The sequence below is a fragment of the Hymenobacter plasmatis genome, from assembly GCF_020711255.1.
Lineage (GTDB): Bacteria > Bacteroidota > Bacteroidia > Cytophagales > Hymenobacteraceae > Hymenobacter.
This window is the reverse complement of sequence record NZ_JAJFAW010000004.1, coordinates 225,358-248,163: the sequence shown is the minus strand read 5'-3', so window position 1 is coordinate 248,163 and position 22,806 is coordinate 225,358. Positions and strand designations below refer to the sequence as shown.

Sequence of the window (22,806 nt, the reverse complement as noted above, 5' to 3'; positions counted from 1 at the left end):
GCCTGCTTCGACTTAGCTCGGGTTTCACTTGTTGGCGTTGGCCGTAGTAGCCGTCTTGCCCCGACGGCTTACCAAGCCGCCTTTGCGGCCGGCGTCGCGGGCCTCTTCGGCAGAGAAGCGGTGGCCGCGGCCACTGGCGTGGGAGGCTTTGCCGCCCTCGCTGGCGATGCGGCGCTGGGTCTCGGGACTCATGGCAGCAAAGCCCCGACGGCTTTTTGTGCCCACACGATTAGCAGGGCGGGTGGACGATTTGGCGGCCGCGGCCGCCGTGTTGGCGATGTTCGAAACTGAAGAGGCCATAAGAATATTGAAAGGAGGTTAAGTGTGATACAAGTGTAGCGCTCTTAGTCGAGACTACCACCCTTTTACCCCTGTTTTTTTGTGATTAACCTAGAAAATAAGTGTAAATACCAATTTATGCTGACGAGCTTCTACGTACTTACTCAAGCCATCTGCGTGTTTATTTGTTGAGCTTCGGTTAATCGCGCGAAGGCCGGCGCTAGCACCCCCCGCAACCCGAAGCCTACTAATGCGGTTAGTGAGCTGATGGCTGTTTATTGCTATTCCTTTTACTATGCTTCAAGCCTATTCTCCTTCCGCTGTAGCGCCGCCAGCTACCTCGTCCTGGCTGGCCCGCTACCAGGCAGTGCGCGCCCAAAGCCAGGCGCTGTGCGCGCCCCTGCTGCCCGAAGACACCGTGGTGCAGCCCATGATAGACGTGAGCCCGCCGAAGTGGCATCTGGCCCACACCACCTGGTTTTGGGAAACCTTCCTGCTGAAAGAATACGCGCCCGGCTACCAGCTATTCCACCCGGATTACGCATTTCTCTTCAACTCCTACTACAACTCCCTGGGCTCGCGGGTGAACCGCGCCGACCGGGGTACGCTTTCGCGCCCGCCCCTGGCCGATGTGCTGGCCTACCGCGCCCACGTAGATGCCGCGCTTTCCGCCCTGCTAAGCGCCGAAGCAGCCCTGCCGCCCGCATTCTACGAGCTGCTGGAGCTGGGCCTGCAGCACGAGCAGCAGCACCAGGAGCTGCTGGCCACCGACATTAAGTACATTCTCAGCACCAGCCCACTGGCACCCGCGTACATTGAGCGGAATGAGGAATCAGGAATGAAGAATGAAGAATTGGCTGGTGCCGATAATTCCTCATTAAGCGAAGCGTCCTGGCTGCCTGTGCCGGGAGGCATTTATAGGGTAGGCTTTCAGGAAGAAGGCTTTTGCTTTGATAATGAGCTGGCCGCGCACGATGTGCTGCTGGCCCCATTTGAGCTACAAAACCGCCTGGTGACCAACGCCGATTACCTGGCGTTCATCGATGCCGGGGGCTACCACGACTTTCGCTATTGGATGGGTGAGGGCTGGGACCTGGCCCAGGCCCAAGGCTGGGAAGTGCCGTTGTATTGGGTAAAGCGCGACGACGCCTGGTATCGGTTCACCCACCACGGGCTGCAGCCGGTAGCGCTGAATGCCCCCGTCACCCACATCAGCTTCTACGAAGCCGATGCCTACGCCAACTGGGCCGGCGCCCGCCTGCCCACCGAGGCCGAATGGGAAACCGCTGCCCGCTACTTTGGGGCCACTACGCACGGCGGCACCTGGCTGGAAAGCAGCCTGCTCGACCCCCAGCCCCTCCCGGCTGATGCTGACCCTGCCGCCTGCCACCAACTGCTCGGCGACTGCTGGGAGTGGACCTACTCCGCCTACCACGCCTACCCGGGCTATGCGCGCGCCGCCGGCGCCCTGGGCGAGTACAACGGCAAGTTTATGGTGAACCAGCTGGTGCTGCGCGGGGGCTCCTGCGCCACGCCCGAAAACCACATTCGCGTCAGCTACCGTAATTTTTTCCATGCCGATAAGCGCTGGCAGTTCACCGGCATCCGGCTGGCCCGCTGAGGCGCCTTCTGGCCATATTTGCGGGCGCGGCCCGGCACTACCTTCTTATTTAATTGCTGCATGACGAATTCCCCCACACTTAGCCGCACCGCCAGCGAACTGGCCCAACACGTGGCCAAGGGCCTCCGCCAGACTCCCAAGGCCATTTCGTCGATGTATTTCTACGACGATGCCGGCAGCCGGCTGTTTCAGCAGATAATGGAGCTGCCGGAATACTACCCAACGCGGGCCGAATTCTCCATTTTCCGGGAGCACGGCGCCGCCATCGTGGCCGCCCTGAGCCCCGAAGCAGGGGAGGAGTTTGCCCTGGTGGAGCTGGGTGCCGGCGACGGGGCCAAAACCAAGCTGCTCCTGCACGAATTGCTTGAGGCCGGCCGGCCGTTTACCTACGTGCCAGTCGACATTTCTGAGGGAGCCATGACGGGGCTGGTTTCCGCGCTCAAGCAGGAGCTGCCCGAGCTACAGGTGGCTCCTGTCATATCTGATTACTTCACGGCCCTGCACCAGCTGCGCACGCGGCCCGGCAGCAAGGCAGTGCTGTTTCTGGGCTCCAACATCGGCAACTTCCATCCGGCCGAGCGGCTCAAATTCCTGAGCCAGCTGGCCGCTCCTTTGGCGCCCACCGACCGGCTGCTCATCGGCTTCGACCTGCAGAAAGACCCGCGCCGCATCCGCGCTGCCTACGACGACGCCCAGGGCGTGACGGCCGCTTTCAACCTGAACCTGCTCACCCGCCTCAACCGCGAGCTGGGGGCTGATTTCGACCTTGCCCATTGGCAGCACTACACCGATTACAGCCCGCTGAACGGGGCCGTGCGCTCCTTCCTGGTGAGCACCCGCGCCCAGCAGGTGCACTTTGAGGCCCTGGATGAAACCATCGATTTCGCAGCCTGGGAAGTCATCCATACTGAGAATTCCTACAAGTTCACCATGCCGCAGATTGAGGAGCTGGCCGCCTCAGCCGGGTTGCGGGTGGTAACGTCGTTCACCGACCCCGCGACCGATTTTGCTGATGTCGTGCTGGCCACACAGGTGGAGTAACAGGGTTGCGTAGTGAGGCGGCAATCGTGCATCATGCAGAGCGCAGTGAGTCACCGCTACCCCGCACTTCTTGTCATGCTGACGAAGGAAGCATCTTATCAGGTTAGAACGAGTCGTTCAGCGGCGATAAGATGCTTCCTTCGTCAGCATGACAAACGGTTATTGACAGCCGATTGAGTTGCTCTCCCCAGCAAGATGCTACGCTCTCATGACTAATGGCGCGAGCAAGGCTTCAGCTAGCTCAACCCAACCCTACTTTTACTCAAAAAAGAAGTCCAGCGGAAATGATAAGCTTAGCATCTGGCTACGGAGATTTTGCAGTGCCCGCAGCGGCAATGGAGGCCGCCACGGCCGTATTAGCCAGCGCCCAGCAGCGCCAGACACCGCTGGCCGTGAGCCCGGCTGCCGGCACGCCCGAGCTGCGCGAAGCCTTAGCCCAACGCTACCGTCAGCGCGGTGCCAGCAGCATCACCGCCGAGCAAGTGCTGGTGACGGCCGGGGCCAAAACGGGCATATTCGCTCTGCTCAGCGAAATGCTGCAGCCGGGCGATGACGTGCTGCTGCCCACACCGAACTGGTTCGGATTTTATGAGCTGGTCCGCCGGGCCGGAGGAGTGCTGCGCACGCTTCCCCTCGCGGCCGCCGATAATTATGCCCTAAGTCCCGACACTCTGCGGGCCGCCCTCACGCCAGCTACCCGGCTGCTCATCATCAGCAACCCCAATAACCCCACCGGGCGGGTATACTCGCGGTCCGAATGGGCGGCGCTGCTGGCCGTTACCCAGGAGTTTCCGCAGCTGTGGGTGCTCAGCGATGAGATTTACGAAGGCATCTGCTTTGGCGCGGAGCCCGTGCCTACGCTGCTTGCCTTGCCCGACCCGCACCAGCGGCACGTGGTGGTGAGCGGCTTCTCCAAATCGTTGGCGTTGGCGGGCTGGGGCGTGGGCTGCCTAGTGGCGCCGCCTGCACTTGCGCGCAGCGTAGCGGCCCGGCTGTTTAGTACCGGCGTGGCTGTGCCGGTGCCGGCTCAGGCGGCGGCCCTGGCGGCGACCCAGCACGCCGAGGCCATTGGGGCGGGGCTGTGCGCGCAGCTGCTTCCCACACGGCACGTATTGTTGAGTGGGCTGGCGGCTTTGCCCGGCGCGCCCGCCGCGGTGGCGCCCGAAGGCACGTACTATGTATTCGCCGATTTCACGCGCTTTCTGGACCCCGGGCTGCCTGCCGCCGACGCCTCAGCTCAACTCGTGCAGCAGCTGGCAGCGGGCGGGGTGGAAGTGGTAGACGGCGCTAGCTGCGGGGCGCCCGGATTTGCGCGGCTTTCCTACGCGGTGCCGGAGGCGGCGCTCCGGCAGGCGCTGGCCCGAATGCAGGAAGTATTGGCTCCGCTGGCGGTCTAGAAACTTTCCCACCCCGGAAATGCCTTGTTAGCTCCCGGCCCGAAAGCCGGCGGCCGTACCTTTGTGCCCGGCGAGTTTGCCGGTTGATTTTGTTGTTTAAGTTGGAAAACCTTCGTCCGCATCTGCGCCCTACGCTGCTGCTCGCCCTGCCCGTTATGCTTTCGCAGCTGGGCCACGTGCTGGTAAATTTTGTTGATTCGGTGGTAGTGGGCCACATCGGCAAAGTGCCGCTGGCGGCCGTGGGCGTGGGCGTGAGCACCACCAGCGTGCTCCTGGTGCTGGGCGTGGGCCTGAGCATGGGCAGCGTGCCGCTGGTGGCCGCGGCCGACGGCCGCCGCGACCTGCCCGAGCTGGGCCGCCTGCTGGTAGCCTCGGTGTGGACCAACGCGCTGGCCGGGCTCGTGCTAGCCGGGTTGGGCCAGCTGGTGCCTCCGTTTCTGCACCTTTTGGGCCAGCCCCCCGAGGTGGTGGCCCTGGCCGGCCCGTGGGTGCAGGTCATCAGCCTGTCGCTGTTTCCGCTGATGGTGTTTCAGGGCTTTCGGGAATTTGCCGAAGGGCTGGGGCTCACGCGGGAAGCCATGTGGCTGTCGATACTGGGTAACGTGCTGAATGGCCTGCTCTGCTACGCTCTGGTGTATGGCCACCTCGGGCTGCCGGCCATGGGCATGATGGGCTCGGCCTGGGCCACGCTCATGGCCCGCGGGCTGATGGCGGCGTTCATGGCCATTTATGTGCTGCGTGCCAAGCGCCTGCGGGCCGAGCGGGCGGCCGTAACCAGCTGGCTGCCCGTGGGCGCCACTGTGCGCCGGGTAGTGGACCTGGGTGCCCCCATTGGGGTGCAGATGGCGCTGGAAGTGGGCGCTTTCGGCTTGTCGCTGCTCATGGCGGGCTGGCTGGGCGTTACCACCGAGGCAGCACACAAAGTGGCCATCGACGTGGCCAGTATGACGTACATGGCCGCCAGCGGCATTGCCGCGGCGGCCACCATCCGGGTGGGCAACCTGCGCGGGGCAGGCGACCTGAACGCCGCCCGGCACGCGGGCTTTGCCGCGTATTGGCTCACGTTTGGGTTCATGGGCAGCATGGCCCTGCTGCTGATTCTGACCCGGCACCTGGTGCCCTACATCTACATCAGCGACCCGCAGGTGGTGGCGCAGGCTTCTACGCTGCTGCTCATTGCGGCCCTGTTTCAGGTGTCGGATGGCTTGCAGGTGGTGGGCTTGGGCGCCTTGCGCGGGCTGGAAGATGTGAAGGTGCCTTCGGTGGTGGCCTTGCTGGCGTATTGGGCGGTGGCCTTGCCGCTGGGCTATTTCCTGGGCTTCAAGCTGCATATGGGCGCGCCCGGCGTGTGGACCGGCTTGCTGGTGGGCCTGAGCATAGTAGCCACGGTGCTGCTATTGCGCTTCCGCCGCGAAACCGAGCCGGATTTTGCCGCGGCCCTGCCCGCCGAGGCCGAAGAGCGGGCCACGGTGTAGCCCAGCGCCAGGGGAACTCGGAGAGTAATTTCTGTAGTTGGGACAATTTTTGCAGGGCGGCATGTGTTCAGCCGCGGAGCTTGGACTTTTCTCCCCACCCTACCATTTTTATGCTCTCGTTTTTAACCTCCTTGCTGGCGGCGGCCACGCTTTTCCAAGGCCCGGCGGCGAAGCCAGCCCAAGCGGCTCCGGCAGCGGCCAAACCCGCGGCGGCCCCTATTGCCTGGTCGGCGAACCGCCCCCTCACCGTGGCCGATTTTCTGAGCCGGCCTAAGCCTTACGAGCGCCTGGCCGCCCTCACCACCACTGATATAAAAGCCGGAGCCGCCTGCCGCGACTTCGTCTTTACCGGCACCGTGCAGGCCACGTTCGACCCTAATACCTCCTGGTTTCGGGACCCCAAAAACTTCACGCCCGCCTTGCTGCGCCACGAGCAGATGCACTTCGACCTGACGGAGGTGTACGCCCGCATCATGCGGCAGAAGCTGGTAGTCTTTCAGGCTAAAGTTGATTGCAACAAGCTGCAGCCGGCTTTCAACAATCTCACCAAGAGCGTGTATGCCGAGTGGGACCGGGAGCAAAACCGCTACGACGCCGAAACCAACCACGGGCTGAATGCCGCGAAGCAGGCGTACTGGGAAAAGCAAACCCAAACCAAACTGGCTCAACTGGAGGCTTTTGCGGCTCACGAGTAGTTTCCGGGTATAAGCTGTTTGGGCGCCTGGCGCTACATTCGTCCATGCCCGATGCTACTTTAACCTGGACTGAATTTGAGCGCGTGGACTTGCGCGTGGGTACCATTTGCGAGGCCCACCCGTTTCCCGAGGCCCGCCGGCCCGCGTACCAGCTGCTGATTGATTTTGGCCCCGAAATCGGGCTAAAAAAATCCAGTGCCCAAATCACGCACCACTACACTTTGGAGGCCCTCGTGGGCCGCCAAGTGGTGGCGGTGGTCAACTTTCCGCCCAAGCAAATCGGGAAATTCCGCTCCGAAGTGCTGGTAACCGGCTTTGCCGATGCCGACGGCCACATTGTGTTGGCCGATGTGGCCGGACCAGTGCCGAATGGCAGCCGGCTTATTTAGCCGGCTGGTTGTGCTGCGGCTCCTTGCTGTAGGCGGGATTGGTCGGGTCGAGCTTCTTTTCGCGCCTGCCCAGCGTATCAATCACGGCCTTGTAGATATCGTCAAGGTCCTTGCCGTGGATGAAATAGTAGCGGTAGCTGCGCTGAAAAGCCGAGTCGGTGGCCGCGCGCTTCGCGAGCAGTTCCTTTTCCTGCGACAGGTATAGCGCCCGGGCCGAATCGGGCTGGAGGCGACTGCTTTCCACGCGCGCTTCGAGCACGTGCAGGTCGGCGAGCAGGGCTATCATCTTCTCTTTGGGGAGCAAGTCGGCGGGCTTGGGCGGCTCTTCGGGGCGTTGGCACGCGGGCACGGCCAGCAGGAGGGAGGGCAGCAGCACGCCCAGGCAACGACGACGGAATGATTTCACGGGGACAAAGTTACTCCCAAGCCGTAGCTTCGCCGCCATGAACCCCTCCGTGCCCCCGGCCCTCACCGCCCTGGTGCGCCGCCTGCGCCACCTCGAAATCCGCATTCGCAAGGCGGTAGAGGCCCAGCTACAGGGTGATTTTCACTCCGTATTCAAAGGCACGGGCCTGGAAGTAGACGATGTGCGCCTCTACCAGTACGGCGATGAGGTGCGCGCCATCGACTGGGCCGTGTCGAGCAAGGGCCACGGCACCTTCGTGAAAACCTACAAAGAGGAAAAAGAGCAGCAGGTGCTGGTGCTGCTCGACGTGAGTGCCTCCCTGGAGGTGGGCGACGGCCAACGCCGCAAGCTCGACGTAGCCCGCGACATTGCGGGTCTGCTCGCGCTATCGGCCGCCCGCCAGGGCTCGGCGCTGGGCTTGTTTGCTTTCTCTGACCAAAAAGAGCTTTACCTGCCGCCTGGTAAGGGCCCGCGGGCCGCGTACGCCCTCATTCAGCGGCTGTTTGCGCTGCAGCCCGTGTCGCGGCGCACGGGAGTGGGCGCGGGCATCCGGCAGGCGCTGGGGCTGCTCAAGCGCCGCAGCCTAGTGGTGCTGATTTCGGATTTTATCGACGGGAACTACGAGCGCGAGCTGGCCATGCTGGCCCAGCGCCACGACCTGATAGTGGTGCAAACGCTGGCCCCGCGCGAGCGGGACTTCCCGGCCCTGGGCATTGTGCCCCTGCGTGATACCGAAACCGGGCAGGTGCGCTGGGTCAACACCTCGTCCGCCGATTTTCGGGCCCACGTGCAGTCCAATGCCGACTACCAGGAAGCCCAGTTGGTGAACATCTGCCGCCGCAATCGCACGGGCTTCGTTTCGCTGAGCACCGAAGGCGATTTCGTGCCGCAGCTGGTAAACCTGTTCCGTCACCGCCGACAGTCTGGCCGCCGTGGGTAAGTACCGAAGCTTTGGCAAAGCCGTGGGCTGCCTGGCCCTGAGCCTGCTGCTCGGCAGGCCAGCCGGCGCGCAGGATGGCCCACCGGCTGGCCTGCAGGGCCGCTTTTTGAAGAAAACCGTCTTGGTAGGCGAGCCGCTGGACTATGAGCTCCGATACGAGCACGAGCCGGGCCTGGAGGTAGTATTCCCGGACTCGCTGGCCCGTTTTGCGCCGTTTGAGTACACTGGCAAAACTTACTTCCCCACGCGTACCCGCCAGGGCCGCAGCCTCGACCGGACCGTTTACCACCTGCGCACCTTCCGACTCGATTCGGTGCAAACGCTGGCACTACCGGTGGCCGTGCTGCGGGGCCCCGATACGCTGAGCGTGGCGCCGCCGCCCAGCCAAGTGCGCCTGCGGCGCACCGCTGCATCGGCGCCCGCCACGGCCGACCTCCCGCCGCTCCACCAGAACCTGGCCCTGGTGCCGGTTGAGCCCGTGTTTAATTACCCGTATTGGCTGGCGGGGGCGGCGGTAGTGCTGCTGTTGCTGGGGGGCGGGGCGGCGCTGTTTCGGCGGCGCCTCACGCGGCGCTACCAGGCCTACAAGCTGCGCAAAAACCACCGCTACTTTCTGGCTCAATTTGCCCGCCACGTGGAGCGGTTCGACTTATCCCGCTCGGCCACCAACGTGGAGCGGGCCGTGGTCCTCTGGAAAAACTACCTCGCGGGACTGGAAAACAGCGAGTTGAGCTCGTTTACCACCCGCGAAATTGTGGCGTACTTCGAAAACGACATCGACGTGCGCAATGCTTTGAGTGCGACCGATAAAGTGATTTACGGCAACCTGCAAACCGAAGACGCTAAAGAGGTAGACCGCGCCTTTCAGCGCCTGCGGGGCTTTGCCGAGCGGCGCTATACCTCGCTGGTCGGGTAAGCAACGCACTAATGGTTCGTTGAGCTAATTACCATTGAGCTGAGCTAATCGTCTGTCATGCAGAGCGCAGCGAAGCATCTTATCCTCGCTGAACGAGTCGTGCTGACCTGATAAGATGCTTCGCTGCGCTCTGCATGACAGACGGGCGGTAGCGACCAAAGTGGATTAGCTCAACACGAACAGCTTTAGCTCAATTATGCAGACCAACGATTCAAACTGAAGCCCAAGCCTCCCAGCATTCATTTCCCCATAATGCCACAGGCGCCGCACCGTGGCGCCTTCCTACCTTCGCGGTTGCTTGAACGACTTTTTTAATCTTCTGCGCTACACCACCCTGGCCGGCTACCAGTGGCAGGAGCCGCGGTTGCTGCTGCTCATTGTGGCGGTGCCGCTGCTGTTTGTGCTGCGCCGGGTGCTGGCCCGTCGCCGGGCCCAGGTGGGGGTAGCGTTTGGCCCTGGCCTGCTGCCGCGCGATTGGGTAGCGGCCCTGCGCTTTTTGCCCGATGTGGTGCTGGGCCTGGCGCTCAGCTTTGGCATTGTGGCGCTGTCCCGGCCCCAGCGCACCGACGAACGGGTGGAGCAGTCCGGCCGCGGCATCGACCTGGTGCTGGCCCTCGACGTGTCGGGCTCCATGGAAATCCAGGACCTGCAGCCCAACCGCCTGGAAGCGGCCAAGCGCATTGCCACCGACTTCCTGAAAACGCGCGTGGGTGACCGGCTGGCCCTGGTAGCCTTTGCCGGCGAGGCCTTCTCGCTGGCCCCTCTCACCACCGACTACGACCTGCTGCGCGAAGACCTGGCCAGCCTGCGCGTGGGCATGATTAAGCTCGACGGCACGGCCATTGGCACGGCGCTGGGCGTGGCCACCAACCGGCTGCGCGAGTCCACGGCGAAGTCGCGGGTGTGCATTCTGCTGTCCGATGGGGAAAACAACGCCGGCAGCCTCGACCCGCTGCTGGCCGCCCAACTGGCCCACGCCTTCGGCATCCGCATTTACACCATTGGGCTGGGCAAAGACGGCTTTGTGCCCTACGGGCAGGACTCATTGGGCCGCACGCGCTACGTGCAAACCCGCCTCGACGAAACCACCATGCGCCAGCTCGCCTCGGCCGCCGAAGGGCAGTTCTTTCGGGCCACGGACACAGCCGGCCTGCGCGAAGTTTTCAAGCAGATTAACCGCCTCGAAAAGTCCGAAATCAAGCAGCTGCGCTTCCGCAATACCAAGGATTTTTACCTGCCTTACCTGTGGCTGTCCATCGGCCTGTGGCTGCTGTGGTTGGGGCTGCGAAGCACGTTTTTGAGCAATCCGCTGGAGGATTAACCGGTACAGCGGTTGTGCTGAGTGTGCGCCTGTCATGCTGACGAAGGAAGCATCTTATCATGCCTCAACGACTAGTTCGAACCTGATAAGATGCTTCCTTCATCAGCATGACAGGTGCCTGCTAAGTAGGCCCGTTTTTTCACATGTCAATTACATAATGTCCATCGCCGACAATATACACCGCATCGAAAAGGAGCTAGCTGGCACAGGAGCCCGGCTGGTCGTGGTTACCAAAACGCACCCCGTTGAGAAATTGCAGGAGGCTTATGACGCCGGCGCCCGCATGTTTGGCGAAAACCGGCCCCAGGAAATGGCGGCCAAGCAGCCCAACCTGCCCGCCGATGTGGAGTGGCACCTCATCGGCCAACTCCAGACCAACAAGGTGAAGCTGCTGGCGCCCTTTGTGCACACCGTGCAAAGCATCGACAGCCTGAAGCTGCTGCGGGAGCTGGATAAGCACGCCGCCGCGCACCACCGCGTCATCAGCGGGCTGCTGCAGTTCCACATCGCCCAGGAGGAAACCAAATCCGGCCTGACGCTGGCCGAAGCCGAAGAAATTCTGGCTTCGGCGGAATACAAACAGCTCAAGAACGTGCGCCTGACCGGGGTGATGGGAGTGGCCACTTTCACTCCCGACGAAACCCAGCTGCGCCAGGAATTCCGGCAGCTGCGCGGCTACTTCGAGCACTTAAAAGCTGCCTATTTCGTTTCTGAACCAGTCTTTTGTGAAATTTCGATGGGTATGAGCGGCGACTACCCGCTGGCCGTGGCCGAAGGCAGCACGCTGGTGCGGGTCGGCAGCGCCATCTTCGGCAGCCGCGGCTAGCCGGGCCCGGGCCGCAGGGTAGGGCCGGGGCGGGCTGCGCGGCGGTCGAAATTCTCCTATCTTTCCTGCCTCTGCTGCTCCTCCGGTTATGTCCACTGCTGCTTCTGCTACATCGCCTCCGCCAGAGATTCAGGCGAACCAGCACATCTACGACGACTATTTCGAGGAAGAATTCACCCGGTCGGTGGACGAAAACATCCTGCAGCTGCTCGACCGGGTGTGGTTCCGGTCCGAGCTGGTGGGCTTCGAGCCGTTTCCGCAGCGCAACAACCCCGACCGGCCGCTGATTTTCGCCAGCAACCACTCCGGCATGGCCTTCCCCTGGGATGCCATCGTGGCCCTCTCGCACCTTTTTCGGTACCTGCCCGAGCACTCGTCGATACACGACTTGCCGCGGCCCCTTTCGGCCCCGATGCTCTCGAAAACGGCCCTGATGAACCCGTACCTGATACGCAACTTCTGGAAGCGCTGCGGCGCCGTGGATGCCACCACGCTCAATTTCGAGACCATGATGTACTATCAGGACCACAACCTGATGCTGTACCCCGAGGGCGTGCCCGGCATTGGCAAGGGCTTCAACCGCAAGTACCAGCTGCAGCGCCTGGCCAGCAGCATGGTGCGCATGAGCGTGCTGCACCGCACGGATATCGTGCCCTTCTACACCATCAACGCCGAATACCTCAATCCCTACGCCTACAGCATCCCCTGGGTAAACCACCTCACCAAGAAAATCGGCATTCCGTTTTTGCCCATCACGCTGCTGCTGCTGCTGGTGCTGGTGCAGCCCTGGGCGTTCTACCTGGCCTTTCCGGCCAAGCTCATCTTCGTGATGGGCACCCGCATCCGCCCCTCCGAACTGACCGATAAAAGCCCGGACGAGCTGACCCGCGAAGACTACCTGGCGCTGTCCGAGCAAGTGCGCCAGAAGATGCAGGTGGAAATGGACGCCGCCGTGCTCGCCCACGGCCAGAAGCCCTACCGCTGGGGCGAGCTGTGGCAGCGCATGAAGGAAAACCGCCGCTTCTTTCCCTTCTTCCTGCCCTTTGCCTGGCCCGCCGTTTTCACCGAGTTTGAGCGGCTTTATGTGAAGGAAGGCCACCGGGATTTTCGCATGAAGCTCGACCGCCCGGGCGCCTGGCTGCGTATGCTATGGCGCAACCCCATTACGTTGGCTTATTTCGTCCCCTTGCTCGGCTGGATTCCGCTGGCCATCAAGGGGTACCGGCACAACAAACTGGGGCACAAATCCTAGGATTTCTTTTGTTTGAAGCTTAAGGCAAATGCGTGGTTATCGGGCAATTGCCGAGGCCTATGTATCTCTACGACCAGCGTACTCTAATCGTCTGTCATGCTGAGCCTGCGAAGCATCTTATCACGATTGAACGAGTCGTGCTGACCTGATAAGATGCTTCGCTGCGCTCTGCATGACAAGAGGCGCCTAGCGAGATGCTTTTTGCTGCGCCAACATCGGCTAATCCCGGCGTTCGGAAGTTGCCCGTTGAAGTTGCCAAATACTGCTCTGCCTCCCGCATTTACCCCACCCAATGCCCTCTTTCCAGCACCTGCTGCTCAAGCAGCTACTTACCGCGGCGGCGGCCCCGCTTGCCCGGCGCAAGCCCAGTGTGGGCGCCATGCGCCTGGCTATGGAGGCCGGTTCGCTGTTTCAGTTTATGCCCTGGAAAGTGCACCTGGAGAGCCTGAAGCTGGATAAGCGGCTCGATGCGGAATGGCTGCGCCCCCGCGGCGCGCATCCCAAGCGCGTGATGCTGTATCTGCACGGCGGGGGCTACGTGCTGGGCTCGCTCAATACCCACCGCAGCCTGGTGGGCAGCCTGGCCGAGCGCTGCAGCCTCAACGTGCTCACCATCAACTACCGCAAGGCTCCCGACCACCCATTCCCGGCGGCGCTCGACGATGCCAGGCGCGCCTACCGCTGGCTGCTGCGCCACGGCCACGAGGCTAAAGACATAGTGGTGGCCGGCGATTCCGCTGGCGGTGGGCTGGCGCTGGCACTGCTGCTGGCCCTGCGCGATGCCGGCGAGGCCCTGCCCGCCGCCGCCGTGGCCCTCTCGCCCTGGACCGACTTGAACCTGCCCATCACTGCCCTGCGCCGCGTGGCCCGGGAGGAAGGCCTCCTGCTCGAAGCTTTGCAAATGCGCACCTGGGGCTCGCTCTATGCCCACAAAACCGCCCTCGAGCACCCGCTGCTTTCGCCTGCCCAAGCCGATTTGCACGGCTTGCCGCCGCTGCTCATCCAGGTTTCCACCGCCGAAGTGCTGTACGAAGACGTGGTGAAATTCGTAGACAAGGCCCGTGCCGCTGGCGTGAAGGTGACCCTGCAGCCCTTTGAGGGGCTTGTGCACTGGTGGCATCTGTTTTGGCGCATTGTGCCCGAAGCCCGGCAGGCGCTCTACCAGGTGGCCAGCTTCCTGGAGCAGCTGTGGGCCACTCCGCAGGCAACCGCTATTGCGTGGCCGGCAGCCACACCACGGCGGGCCACCTCGCGTAAGCGGGCGGCGTAAATAGCCTAGCATGAGCGAGTTGGAGCAGGTATTTCCTGGTCTTTTATCGTAGTATTCAGAAAAATAATTCTTGATTTTGCGGATTAAACACTACATTTTGAAAAAAGCGGCGTAAACAGCTCAATTTTACTGCGTAGAGTTCGTAGGTTTGCATCAATAATAGTCGGCTTGCATACTAGTTTAGTGTGGCAAGGGCTTTGACTTCAACCACTTCCCCGATTTCATTTTTCACCTCAATTTGTTTCATCGCCATGGAAGATTTGTTTAAAAAGTTCGTTAACGCCGGCGTTGGGTACATCGCGCAGGGCAGCAAGTCAGTACAGAGCACCATCGAAAAGCTGGTGAAAGACAACAAGATGACCCAGGCCGAGGGCAAGAAAATTGTGGATGAGCTGATGAAAAGCGGCGAAAGCAAGCGCGCCGAGCTCGAAAAGCAGTTTCAGGGCCTCTCAGAGCGCATCAAGAGCACGGTAGGCCTGGGCGAGACGAAGCCGAAAAGCAAGACTGTCGCAAAGAAGCCCGCTTCTAAATCGGCCGCCAAACCCGCCAGCAGCGCCACCAGCAAAGCTGCCGGTGCCACCAAAAAAGTAGCCGACAAAGTGAGCAGTGCCGCCGGCACCGCCCAGAAATCGGCCGCTGCCAAAGCCGGCGCCGCCAAAAAGCCCGCTGCCAGGAAGCCAGCCGCCAGCAGTTCCGCAGCCCCTAGCGGCGACAACGCCTAATTCTTACATCTGTTTGCCTTATCAAAGCCCCGTTCGCATCGCGCGAACGGGGCTTTTGTTAGTTGCCAAACCAGCACGGCACTGCGCCCTTAGGGCCTGATACCGTGCGGAGGTACTACTTTCACTGTCGATGTTTAAAAACACGATTTCCAACCTCACCCGCATCCGGCAAGTGGCGGAGGTGTTGCTGCGGTATGGCTTTGAGGACGTGGTGACTACTACGCCGCTGCGCCGCCTTGTGAGCCAGGCGCGCCGCCTGAACTGGCAGCGCGCCGACCGGCAGGTGTTCGAAACCACGCGCTGGGAGCGGGTGCGCCTGGTAATTGAGGAACTGGGCCCTACGTTTATCAAACTGGCCCAGGCCATGAGCAACCGGGCCGATTTGCTGCCCGAGGCCCTGATTACAGAATTTGAGAAGCTGCAAAGCAACGTCCCGCCGTTTGATGTAGTGGTGGCCCGGCAAATAATTGAGGAAGAGCTGGGGCGACCCATTTCAGAAGTCTTCAGCGAGTTTGAAGACGTCACGCTGGGCTCGGCCAGCATTGGGCAGGTGCATAAGGCGCGGCTGCTCACCGGCGAGGAAGTGGTGGTGAAAGTGCAGCGCCCCGGCGTGCGCGAAACCGTGCGCTCGGACCTGGCCTTGCTCCATGAGCTGGTGCGCCTCACGGCCGGCTTCCTGCAAAAGCAGGGCCTTTCCAACCCGCAGGACATCGTGGATGCCTTCGAGCGCAGCATGAGCAAGGAGCTCGACTACACCGCCGAGGCCCGCTCGATGGAGCAGTTTCGCAAGCTTTACGCCGACTACACCAGCTTCTACATTCCCAAGCCTTTCCGGGAGCTGAGCACGGCGCGTATTCTGGTAATTGAGTACGTGAGCGGCTGCAAAATCACCGACAAGGCCCAGCTCCTGGCCTGGGGCCTCAGCCCCGAGACCGTGGCCGAAACGGGCATGGACATCTACCTGACCCAGATTTTCGAGTTCGGAATTTTCCACGCCGACCCGCACCCGGGCAACGTGCTGGTGCAGCCCGATGGTACGGTGGTCCTCATCGACTTTGGCATGGTGGGCCGGCTCACCAAGCAGCAGAAATACGCCTTTGCCGGCGTGTTCATCGGCATGGCGCGGCAGGACGCGCGCAGCATGGCGCTCAATTTTCGGCGGCTGGCCATCACGGCAGAAATCCCGGACATGCGCGCTTTCGAGTCCGACCTCAGCCAGCTCATCGAAGACTTCGCCACGCTCGACGTGAAGGAGATGAGCATGAGCGACCTGGCCGATGCGCTCCAAACCGTTATCTACAACTACAAATTGCAGGTGCCGGGTGCGGTGTTTCTCATCCTGCGGGCACTGGTTATTCTGGAAGGAATCGGCAAGGTGCTGCATCCGAATTTCAACACCTTCGAGTTTGTGCGGCCCTACGGTGCCAAGATTATCCGCGAGCAGTACTCCCGCCAAAACCTGCTCAGCGAAGCCGAATACACCGGTACGCAGCTACTGGCGCTGCTCCAGACGCTGCCCTCCGATGTGCGGCAGATTGTGCGCAAAATCAGCAAGGGCGAGCTGCGCCTGAAATTTGAGCTGGTGGGCTACAACACCCTGGTACGCAAGGCCGACCAGCTGGTGAGCCGCACCATCCTGGCCCTGCTCAGCGTGGGCGGCCTCGTGTTTTCGGGCCTGTCGCTGCTGGGCCGCTACACGCCCGATATGCCCTACCACCGCGGCGTGCCCGAAATCACCTGGTGGAGCCTCGGGGCCACGGGCTTTATCCTGCTCATACTGATGCTGCTTGGAACCGGGCGCAAGGAGAAGTAATCGGGAGCTCACTGGGTAATTGTTAGGACCCTTCCTGCTACAGCTCCTGCCCAAGCTGCCGACGCATGTCGATGATGGGCACCACCCGGCGGCCTTTTTCGGTGATTGTGTGCTCGACCCGGGGCGGCCGGAACCGAGCGGCGGCGGATTGAAACGTTGGGCCGCTGAAGCATGGGGAAGGTACTATCTTGTAGGGTGATGCGGGGCAGGTGCCTGCTCTGGTTCTCACCTTTTTCGGCCTGCCCTTATTGAGATGGACTACTTTGCCAAGCACCGGGTCGAAGCTTTCAGCGATGGGGTCTTCGCCATCATCGTCACGTTGCTGGTGCTCGAAATCAAGGTGCCCCACCTTGTGCACCCCCAGTCGGGGCTGGAGCTGGGGCACGCCCTGCTGGGGTTGCTCCCCAAGGTGCTGAGCTGGATGGCCAGCTTCCTGATGATGTGCGTTATCTGGGTTAACCACCACCGGCTGCTGAGCCAGATTCAGGTGTTGGACCACGTGGTGTTCTGGCTCAATGCCAATCTGTTGCTGTGGTGTTCGTTCATTCCATTTCCCACGGCGCTGCTGGGCGACTACCTCACCAACCCGGTGTCGGCGGCGGTGTTTGGGGGCGTAATGGCGGTCATGTCGCTGTCGTTCCTGCTCATTCGGTTCTACGTGCAGCGCCATCCCGGGCTGTTGGTGCCGGGCATCGACCAGGTGCTTTTTCGCCGTATTTCGTGGCGTTCGCTGGTATTGGGGCCGTTGCTGTACAGCACGGGGGTGGGGGTGGCGTTCGTCAGCTTGTGGCTGGCCCTGGCCATTTTCGCCCTGATTCCGTTCTATTTCATTTTCTTTAACACCAATCCCAGTGCTTTTGGGAAGGCAGAGGCCGCGCCACTGGCCCCGTGAGGGGAAGCGGCATTTGCAGGGAACATATTGCTGGTCGCGATGCGGCTTTTTGGCTTGGGAAGCTTCATTATTTATTTAGCGACGAACCGTTGCAGCCGGGCAAGCAAAGCTCGACCTTTACGGCCGTGAGGCCGTATTTTCGCCTGCCCGATGGGATGCCTGATTCGTTATTTGTCCGCGTAACACTCGTCTTTCTTGGTCTTTTATGGGGCATGGCGCCGCGTCTTTCCCATGCCCAAACGGCGCCATCGGGCCCGCCCGTGTTGCACGAAGTCAGCCTGCGCACCGATACCGCTACCTTCCTGTTGAGCCGAAATACGGTAGTGGTGCAAGGCATACCAACGCTGTACCTGTGGCACCGGCGCGACGATGAAACCGTGGAGCTGCGCCTGTTTCCCGCCAATGCCGCCAGCTCGAAACCGCTGCGCCTGCGCCGAAACCCCGATTACCAGCAGCTCGACTCGCTCACGAAAGAAGACGACGGCAGTTTTCGCACGCGCCTCAAGTTTCAGAACCTGACCACTGCCCGCTTTCTGCGTTTGGTAGTGGAGCAGGCGGCTGACTCGGTGGGCCGGGAGCCGCACCGGCAGGTGGTGCCGCTGCTGCCGCTGGCCCGCACCTCGTTGGCGTTGCGCGTGCCCGATGCCGAACTTTTTGTGGGCGAGGAGAAGGTATTTGAGCTAACCAGCTCGAACGCCCGCAATGTGCGCGCCACCGGCGAGTGGGTGCGCGGCAACGATTTTGACTACCGCGTAGTGGCCGAAGCCAATGGCTTGCTCCGCCTGCACGTGCTGCCCAACCAGCTCGGCGCCCGCACGCTGCTGGTGAAGCTGCAAACCGAGCGGCCCAGCCTACTGCCCGGCGGGCGCCTCAGCTACCAGCTGCCGGTGCTGCGGCAGGAGTTCAACGTGAAAGGAAGCCGCCTGCGGTTCCTGTCGCCGGACCAGCGTAGCGTGACAATGGACGACCTGAGCCGGCGCCGGGGCGTTGAGCTGATTCTGGACAACGGCCGCAGCTTCGAGCTGCACCGCACATACCGCATTGAGGACCAGGAAGAAGCCGGGGGCTCGCTGATTGCCGAAGTATTTACGCGCCAGTACCTGAGCAACGACCGAGTGCTCTGCTACCTGCGCCCCTACAACACGCACCGCCAAACTGAAGGCTACCTCTACATCAAGGAAGCCGACGTGGCCCGCTACATCACCAACCTCGACATCACGCCCCAAACCGTGATTCGCAGCGCGCAGGTGCTGCACCGGGGCGGCGAATGGACCCCCTCGCTCAGCGTGAGCCCCGGCGAAACCGTGGACGTGCGCCTGGAAGGCGAGGGCCTGCAAAAAGCGCGGATGTCCTTTGAAGATTTGCCGATAATGCGCTCTGATTCGTCGGTGCGCACCGATACCCGGTTGGTGTATCGGGTGCAGGTGCCCGTGAATTTTGCCAAGCGCAAGATTACCATCTTCAACGCCGGGCAGCCCACCGGCTATACGCTGGGCGTAAGAGAGTTTCAGCGGCCCCACCCGCTCAATTTTGTGTCGGTGGTTTATGGTGAGGCAGCCCGGCCCATCACGCGGCTCGATGGCCCGGTGCTGCACGATGGCACCATCCGCGACGTGGTATTCCAGTTTAACCCCAATGGCATCGACAAAGGTGACGAGCTCTACGGCAAGCAGTTCCTGAGCTTTGAAGTGCGCACCCTCAACAGCAAAGGCGAACTGATGGAGATGCGCAGCGTCGACAACGTAGTCATTTGCCCCGGCGACAACTCGCCCCGCGCCGTTTTCTATTCCGACAAGCAGTGCCGGACCGACCCGCTCAGCCTCAACTCCCTGCTGTCGCGCAAAACCTACGACTTCGACGATTGGAGCCGCATCGTGGTAACGGTAAAACACCAGGCCAGCCAGTACGCCGAGCCCGGTTACACCCAAACCGTGGAGCTGGTGCTCAAGCGCCGCTATAAGTTCGACATCGACGTGAGTTTCCCAGCGGGCCTGCTCACCCGCCGTCAGGGCGAAACCGGCTATGGCAACTTCGGCGGCATCTCATTGGCCACGCTGGCGCAGCTCAGTTTCTACAGCCCCGACAAAATCAACCGCCTGCGCCCGTACAAAATTGGCGCGGGTTTCGTGGCCCTCAACGCCTTCAACCTCAGCCAGCAAACCAGCAGTGAACGGGACCTGGGTATTGTGATTCTGGGCTCTGTTTATCCCACGCGCCGCGATGCCAAATTCACATTCCCGCTGTACCTGGGCGGCGGCCGGCTGTTGGGCGCTGGCAAGTGGTTTTACCTGCTGGGGCCGGGCATTGGGGTGCGCCTGTAGCGCGAAAAGGTTCGCGGAGTTAGAAAGGAAAGTCCCGCAAAGTTTGACGTTCTGCCAAACTTTGCGGGACTTTCCTTTTTAAACTTCGTGAAACCTTGCGCGCTATTGCAGCTTCATATCCGCAATTATCGCCTGGATTTTCTCCTTAGCTAAGCGCGTGGCCAGGTCGTAATCCACGGCGGAGCGTAGTGGCTCCTTTACACTGAAATAGAACTTGATTTTGGGCTCGGTACCGCTGGGGCGGGCTGATATTTTGCTCCCATCTTCGGTGAGGAACTGGAGCACGTTGGAGCTTTCCAGGCCGGTTTCGGAAATGCGGCCGGTGGTGAGGTTGTGGATGCGGCCGGTTTTGTAATCCCGGATTTCCACCACTTTCAGGCCGGCGATGGTAGCCGGGGGGGTAGCCCGCAGTTGGGCCATCATTTCCTGAATTTCCTCGGCGCCGCGCTTGCCTTTCTTGGTCAGCGAAATGAGGTCTTCCAGGTAGAGGCCGTAGTGGGCGTACATGTGCACCATTTCCTGGTAGAGGGTGCGGCCCTGGTCTTTGGCCACGGCGGCCATTTCGGCAATCATGGCGCAGGCCGACACGGCATCTTTGTCGCGCACAAAGTCGCCGATGAGGTAGCCGTAGCTTTCCTCGCCGCCGCCCACGTAGGTTTCGCGTCCCTCGAGGTCGCGGATGATGCCGGCGATGTACTTGAAGCCGGTAAGCGTCTGGTAGCTTTTGATGTTGTACTGGCGGGCGATGTCGCCAATGATTTCGCTCGTTACGATGGTGTACACGATGAAGTCGTTGGGCGCCGCCTGGCCGGCGCGGTGCCGGGCCGAGAGCAGGTAGTAGGTGAGCAGGGCGGCGGTCTGGTTGCCGTTTAGCAGCACCCATTCGCCCTTGTCGTTCTTCACGCCCACGCCCACGCGGTCGGCGTCGGGGTCGGTAGCCAATACAATGTCAGCGTTCTGGGCCTGGGCCTGGTCGAGGGCCAGCTGCATGGCGCTTTTCTCCTCGGGGTTAGGCGACTGCACGGTGGGGAAGTTGCCATCGGGCGTGGCCTGGGCATCTACCACGCTCACGTTGGTGAAGCCAAACTCCTTCAGCAAGCCCGGCACCAGCGCAATGCCCGAGCCGTGAATGGGCGTGTACACAATCTTTAAATCGTGCTGGCGCTTGATGGCCGCGGGGTCAATACTGAGCTGGCGCGCCTGGGCAAAATAAAGGGCGTCCAGATTGCGGCCAATGCTGATGATTTTAGAAGGGTCAGCGTCGAATTTAACCGCTCCGACACTGGTGATTTTAGTTACCTCGTCGATGATGTTTTTATCGTGCGGCGCTACTACCTGGGCGCCGTCGTTCCAGTACACCTTGTAGCCGTTGTACTCCTTGGGGTTGTGCGAAGCGGTTATCACACAGCCGCTTTGGCAACCCAATTCCCGAATGGTGAACGACAGCTCGGGCGTGGGGCGCAGGGCGTCGAATAAATACACCGTGATGCCATTGGCCGAGAAAATGCCGGCTGCAATCTGCGCAAATTCGGCGCTGTTGTTCCGGCTGTCGTGCGCAATGGCTACCTTAATTTCCTGGCCCGGAAAGCTCTTTATTAAGTAGTTGCACAAGCCCTGCGTGGCCATGCCCAGCGTGTAGCGGTTCATGCGGTTGGAGCCCGGGCCCATGATGCCGCGCAGGCCACCGGTCCCGAATTCGAGGGAGCGGTAGAAGGCGTCGGTCAGGGCTTCGTGCTGGCCGCTGGCCACCATTTCGCGGATGGCGAGCTGGGTTTGAGCGTCGTAGTCGGGCGTGAGCCAGGAGTCGACGGTCTTCTGAATGTCGGGAGATAGGGCCATGGGAAAGAAAAGGTGTGAGGGCAGGAAATGAAGAGACGCATATTTGCGCCTTGTCGTCGAACAGGTGGCCGGGGCCACGCTCAAAGACAAGACGCAAATATGCGTCTCTACGGATAATTCAACCTACAGATTGCCGCGGAGCGCCTGCTCGCGCTCAATGCTCTCAAATAGCGCCTTGAAGTTGCCTTTGCCGAAGCTCTTGGCGCCTTTGCGCTGGATGATTTCGTAGAAAACGGTGGGCCGGTCTTCCACGGGCTTGGTGAAAATCTGGAGCAGGTAGCCTTCCTCGTCGCGGTCCACGAGCAGGTTGAGCTCCTTAATTGAAGCCAAGTCTTCGTCGATGGCGCCGATACGGTCGAGCAGGTCGTCGTAGTACGTGCCGGGCACCGAAAGGAACTCCACGCCGCGGCGGCGCAGCTCCGTTACGGTGCGGCGGATGTCGTTGGTGGCGATGGCGATGTGCTGCACGCCGGGCGAGTGGTAGTAGTCGAGGTACTCCTCAATCTGCGACTTTTTCTTGCCTTCGGCCGGCTCGTTGATGGGGAATTTCACGTAGCCGTTGCCGTTGCTCACCACCTTGCTCATCAGGGCCGAGTACTCGGTGCTGATGTCCTCGTCGTCGAAGGTGAGCAGCAATTTGAAGCCCATCACGTCTTCGTAAAACTTCACCCAGGTGTTCATTTCGCCCCAGCCCACGTTGCCCACGCAGTGGTCCACGTGCAGCAGGCCCACGGGCTCGCCCTGCGGCACCAGGCTTTTCTTGGCCACGTAGCCCGGCATGAAGGGCCCGGTGTAGTTGGTGCGCTCCACAAACGTGTGGATGCTTTCGCCATAGGTATAGATGCCGGCCAGCGTCACGGAGCCGAATTCGTCCTCGATGGTGTAGGGCTCGAAGGCCACGCGGGCGCCGCGCTTGGTGGTTTCTTCGAAGGATTTGCGGGCGTCGTCCACCCACAGGGCCATCACCTTCACGCCGTCGCCGTGCTGGGCCACGTGCCGCGTAATGTCGGAGTCGGGGAGGAGGGAGGTGGTGAGCACCAGCCGGATTTTGCCCTGCTGCAGCACGTAGCTCGCGCGGTCGCGCAGGCCGGTTTCGGGGCCGGCGTAGGCCACCAGCTCGTAGCCGAAAGCGGCCTGGTAGTAGTAAGCCGACTGCTTGGCGTTGCCGACGTAGAATTCAACAAAGTCGGTGCCTTTCAGGGGCAGGAAATCCTGAGCGGGTTGGGCCAGCACTTCGGGCGAGGTCATGGATTGCATGGGTGGGAGGGAAAAAGGAGGGTGGGGATGATGCGGTAAAATTACAGGTTCGGATATAAATTGGCTGGTACTTAAAAATTGATAGCCGGCCGCGGCGAGTGTTTAGCAAATCATTCCCATTTTTGTGCCCAATC

At 61.5% G+C, this 22,806-nt stretch carries 20 protein-coding genes; 16 read left to right on the top strand and 4 right to left on the bottom strand.

Features of this window, described 5'->3' with window-relative positions; all coding sequences use genetic code 11:
* Positions 1-24: 24 nt before the first annotated feature.
* On the bottom strand, positions 25-300 hold the full coding sequence (locus LJ738_RS04590) for a KGG domain-containing protein (RefSeq protein WP_227785137.1): 276 nt from the start codon (positions 298-300) through the stop codon (positions 25-27).
* A gap of 274 nt (positions 301-574) precedes the next feature.
* On the opposite strand from LJ738_RS04590, the gene egtB reads away from it, so the two are divergent.
* The 6 genes from egtB (at position 575) to LJ738_RS04560 (ending at position 6,897) form a co-directional block, all read left to right on the top strand.
* Complete coding sequence (gene egtB, locus LJ738_RS04585; RefSeq protein ID WP_227785136.1) at positions 575-1,900, top strand: ergothioneine biosynthesis protein EgtB; 1,326 nt, start codon at positions 575-577, stop codon at positions 1,898-1,900.
* A gap of 60 nt (positions 1,901-1,960) precedes the next feature.
* Entirely contained in the window at positions 1,961-2,941 is a 981-nt protein-coding gene (gene egtD / locus LJ738_RS04580) for an L-histidine N(alpha)-methyltransferase (protein ID WP_227785135.1), read from the top strand.
* Between the two features lie 215 nt (positions 2,942-3,156).
* The gene (locus LJ738_RS04575) at positions 3,157-4,338 is read left to right on the top strand and encodes a pyridoxal phosphate-dependent aminotransferase (protein WP_227785134.1); all 1,182 of its coding nucleotides are present in this window, start codon (positions 3,157-3,159) and stop codon (positions 4,336-4,338) included.
* Positions 4,339-4,439: 101 nt separating this feature from the next.
* Entirely contained in the window at positions 4,440-5,813 is a 1,374-nt protein-coding gene (locus LJ738_RS04570) for an MATE family efflux transporter (protein ID WP_227785133.1), read from the top strand.
* Positions 5,814-5,923: 110 nt separating this feature from the next.
* Positions 5,924-6,508: a DUF922 domain-containing protein gene (locus tag LJ738_RS04565; protein ID WP_227785132.1), complete on the top strand. Its 585-nt coding sequence runs from the start codon at positions 5,924-5,926 to the stop codon at positions 6,506-6,508.
* A 44-nt stretch (positions 6,509-6,552) separates the two neighbouring features.
* Positions 6,553-6,897, top strand: coding sequence for a tRNA-binding protein (locus LJ738_RS04560; protein WP_227785131.1), 345 nt, complete (start codon positions 6,553-6,555; stop codon positions 6,895-6,897).
* On the opposite strand, the gene LJ738_RS04555 is transcribed toward LJ738_RS04560, so the two are convergent.
* The gene (locus LJ738_RS04555) at positions 6,890-7,303 is read right to left on the bottom strand and encodes a DUF4296 domain-containing protein (RefSeq protein WP_227785130.1); all 414 of its coding nucleotides are present in this window, start codon (positions 7,301-7,303) and stop codon (positions 6,890-6,892) included. The two genes, LJ738_RS04560 and LJ738_RS04555, sit on opposite strands and share 8 nt — an antisense overlap.
* 37 nt (positions 7,304-7,340) lie before the next feature.
* Between LJ738_RS04555 and LJ738_RS04550 the strand changes: the two genes are divergently transcribed.
* From LJ738_RS04550 to LJ738_RS04505, 10 genes are all read left to right on the top strand, one after another.
* Complete coding sequence (locus tag LJ738_RS04550; protein WP_227785129.1) at positions 7,341-8,243, top strand: DUF58 domain-containing protein; 903 nt, start codon at positions 7,341-7,343, stop codon at positions 8,241-8,243.
* Positions 8,236-9,159, top strand: a complete 924-nt coding sequence (locus LJ738_RS04545; protein WP_227785128.1) for a hypothetical protein — start codon at positions 8,236-8,238, stop codon at positions 9,157-9,159. Before LJ738_RS04550 ends, LJ738_RS04545 begins: the two co-directional genes overlap by 8 nt.
* Positions 9,160-9,457: 298 nt before the next feature.
* The gene (locus LJ738_RS04540) at positions 9,458-10,480 is read left to right on the top strand and encodes a vWA domain-containing protein (protein WP_227785127.1); all 1,023 of its coding nucleotides are present in this window, start codon (positions 9,458-9,460) and stop codon (positions 10,478-10,480) included.
* 157 nt (positions 10,481-10,637) lie between these two features.
* Complete coding sequence (locus LJ738_RS04535) at positions 10,638-11,306, top strand: YggS family pyridoxal phosphate-dependent enzyme (protein ID WP_227785126.1); 669 nt, start codon at positions 10,638-10,640, stop codon at positions 11,304-11,306.
* Positions 11,307-11,394: 88 nt separating this feature from the next.
* Complete coding sequence (locus tag LJ738_RS04530) at positions 11,395-12,558, top strand: lysophospholipid acyltransferase family protein (RefSeq protein ID WP_227785125.1); 1,164 nt, start codon at positions 11,395-11,397, stop codon at positions 12,556-12,558.
* A gap of 292 nt (positions 12,559-12,850) precedes the next feature.
* Positions 12,851-13,828: an alpha/beta hydrolase gene (locus LJ738_RS04525; protein WP_227785124.1), complete on the top strand. Its 978-nt coding sequence runs from the start codon at positions 12,851-12,853 to the stop codon at positions 13,826-13,828.
* A gap of 251 nt (positions 13,829-14,079) precedes the next feature.
* Positions 14,080-14,550, top strand: a complete 471-nt coding sequence (locus LJ738_RS04520) for a phasin family protein (protein WP_227785123.1) — start codon at positions 14,080-14,082, stop codon at positions 14,548-14,550.
* Between the two features lie 130 nt (positions 14,551-14,680).
* Positions 14,681-16,363, top strand: a complete 1,683-nt coding sequence (locus LJ738_RS04515) for an ABC1 kinase family protein (protein WP_227785122.1) — start codon at positions 14,681-14,683, stop codon at positions 16,361-16,363.
* A gap of 253 nt (positions 16,364-16,616) precedes the next feature.
* Positions 16,617-17,255: a TMEM175 family protein gene (locus LJ738_RS04510; RefSeq protein ID WP_227785121.1), complete on the top strand. Its 639-nt coding sequence runs from the start codon at positions 16,617-16,619 to the stop codon at positions 17,253-17,255.
* A 212-nt stretch (positions 17,256-17,467) separates the two neighbouring features.
* Positions 17,468-19,576, top strand: coding sequence for a hypothetical protein (locus LJ738_RS04505; protein ID WP_227785120.1), 2,109 nt, complete (start codon positions 17,468-17,470; stop codon positions 19,574-19,576).
* 102 nt (positions 19,577-19,678) lie between these two features.
* On the opposite strand, the gene LJ738_RS04500 is transcribed toward LJ738_RS04505, so the two are convergent.
* Together LJ738_RS04500 and hppD are read right to left on the bottom strand one after the other, a co-directional pair.
* Positions 19,679-21,415, bottom strand: coding sequence for a phospho-sugar mutase (locus LJ738_RS04500; RefSeq protein WP_227785119.1), 1,737 nt, complete (start codon positions 21,413-21,415; stop codon positions 19,679-19,681).
* Positions 21,416-21,538: 123 nt separating this feature from the next.
* Positions 21,539-22,672: a 4-hydroxyphenylpyruvate dioxygenase gene (gene hppD / locus LJ738_RS04495; RefSeq protein WP_227785118.1), complete on the bottom strand. Its 1,134-nt coding sequence runs from the start codon at positions 22,670-22,672 to the stop codon at positions 21,539-21,541.
* Positions 22,673-22,806 lie beyond the last annotated feature (134 nt).

Excerpts from the sequence above, each read along its gene's own strand:
- LJ738_RS04510 (WP_227785121.1), top strand. The coding sequence starts at position 16,617 with ATGGACTACTTTGCCAAGCACCGGGTCGAAGCTTTCAGCGATGGGGTC.
- LJ738_RS04515 (WP_227785122.1), top strand. The coding sequence starts at position 14,681 with ATGTTTAAAAACACGATTTCCAACCTCACCCGCATCCGGCAAGTGGCG.
- LJ738_RS04500 (WP_227785119.1), bottom strand. The coding sequence starts at position 21,415 with ATGGCCCTATCTCCCGACATTCAGAAGACCGTCGACTCCTGGCTCACG.
- LJ738_RS04525 (WP_227785124.1), top strand. The coding sequence starts at position 12,851 with ATGCCCTCTTTCCAGCACCTGCTGCTCAAGCAGCTACTTACCGCGGCG.
- LJ738_RS04565 (WP_227785132.1), top strand. The coding sequence starts at position 5,924 with ATGCTCTCGTTTTTAACCTCCTTGCTGGCGGCGGCCACGCTTTTCCAA.
- LJ738_RS04505 (WP_227785120.1), top strand. The coding sequence starts at position 17,468 with ATGGCGCCGCGTCTTTCCCATGCCCAAACGGCGCCATCGGGCCCGCCC.
- egtB (WP_227785136.1), top strand. The coding sequence starts at position 575 with ATGCTTCAAGCCTATTCTCCTTCCGCTGTAGCGCCGCCAGCTACCTCG.
- hppD (WP_227785118.1), bottom strand. The coding sequence starts at position 22,672 with ATGCAATCCATGACCTCGCCCGAAGTGCTGGCCCAACCCGCTCAGGAT.
- LJ738_RS04530 (WP_227785125.1), top strand. The coding sequence starts at position 11,395 with ATGTCCACTGCTGCTTCTGCTACATCGCCTCCGCCAGAGATTCAGGCG.
- LJ738_RS04590 (WP_227785137.1), bottom strand. The coding sequence starts at position 300 with ATGGCCTCTTCAGTTTCGAACATCGCCAACACGGCGGCCGCGGCCGCC.
- LJ738_RS04560 (WP_227785131.1), top strand. The coding sequence starts at position 6,553 with ATGCCCGATGCTACTTTAACCTGGACTGAATTTGAGCGCGTGGACTTG.
- LJ738_RS04520 (WP_227785123.1), top strand. The coding sequence starts at position 14,080 with ATGGAAGATTTGTTTAAAAAGTTCGTTAACGCCGGCGTTGGGTACATC.
- LJ738_RS04550 (WP_227785129.1), top strand. The coding sequence starts at position 7,341 with ATGAACCCCTCCGTGCCCCCGGCCCTCACCGCCCTGGTGCGCCGCCTG.
- egtD (WP_227785135.1), top strand. The coding sequence starts at position 1,961 with ATGACGAATTCCCCCACACTTAGCCGCACCGCCAGCGAACTGGCCCAA.
- LJ738_RS04535 (WP_227785126.1), top strand. The coding sequence starts at position 10,638 with ATGTCCATCGCCGACAATATACACCGCATCGAAAAGGAGCTAGCTGGC.
- LJ738_RS04575 (WP_227785134.1), top strand. The coding sequence starts at position 3,157 with ATGGCGCGAGCAAGGCTTCAGCTAGCTCAACCCAACCCTACTTTTACT.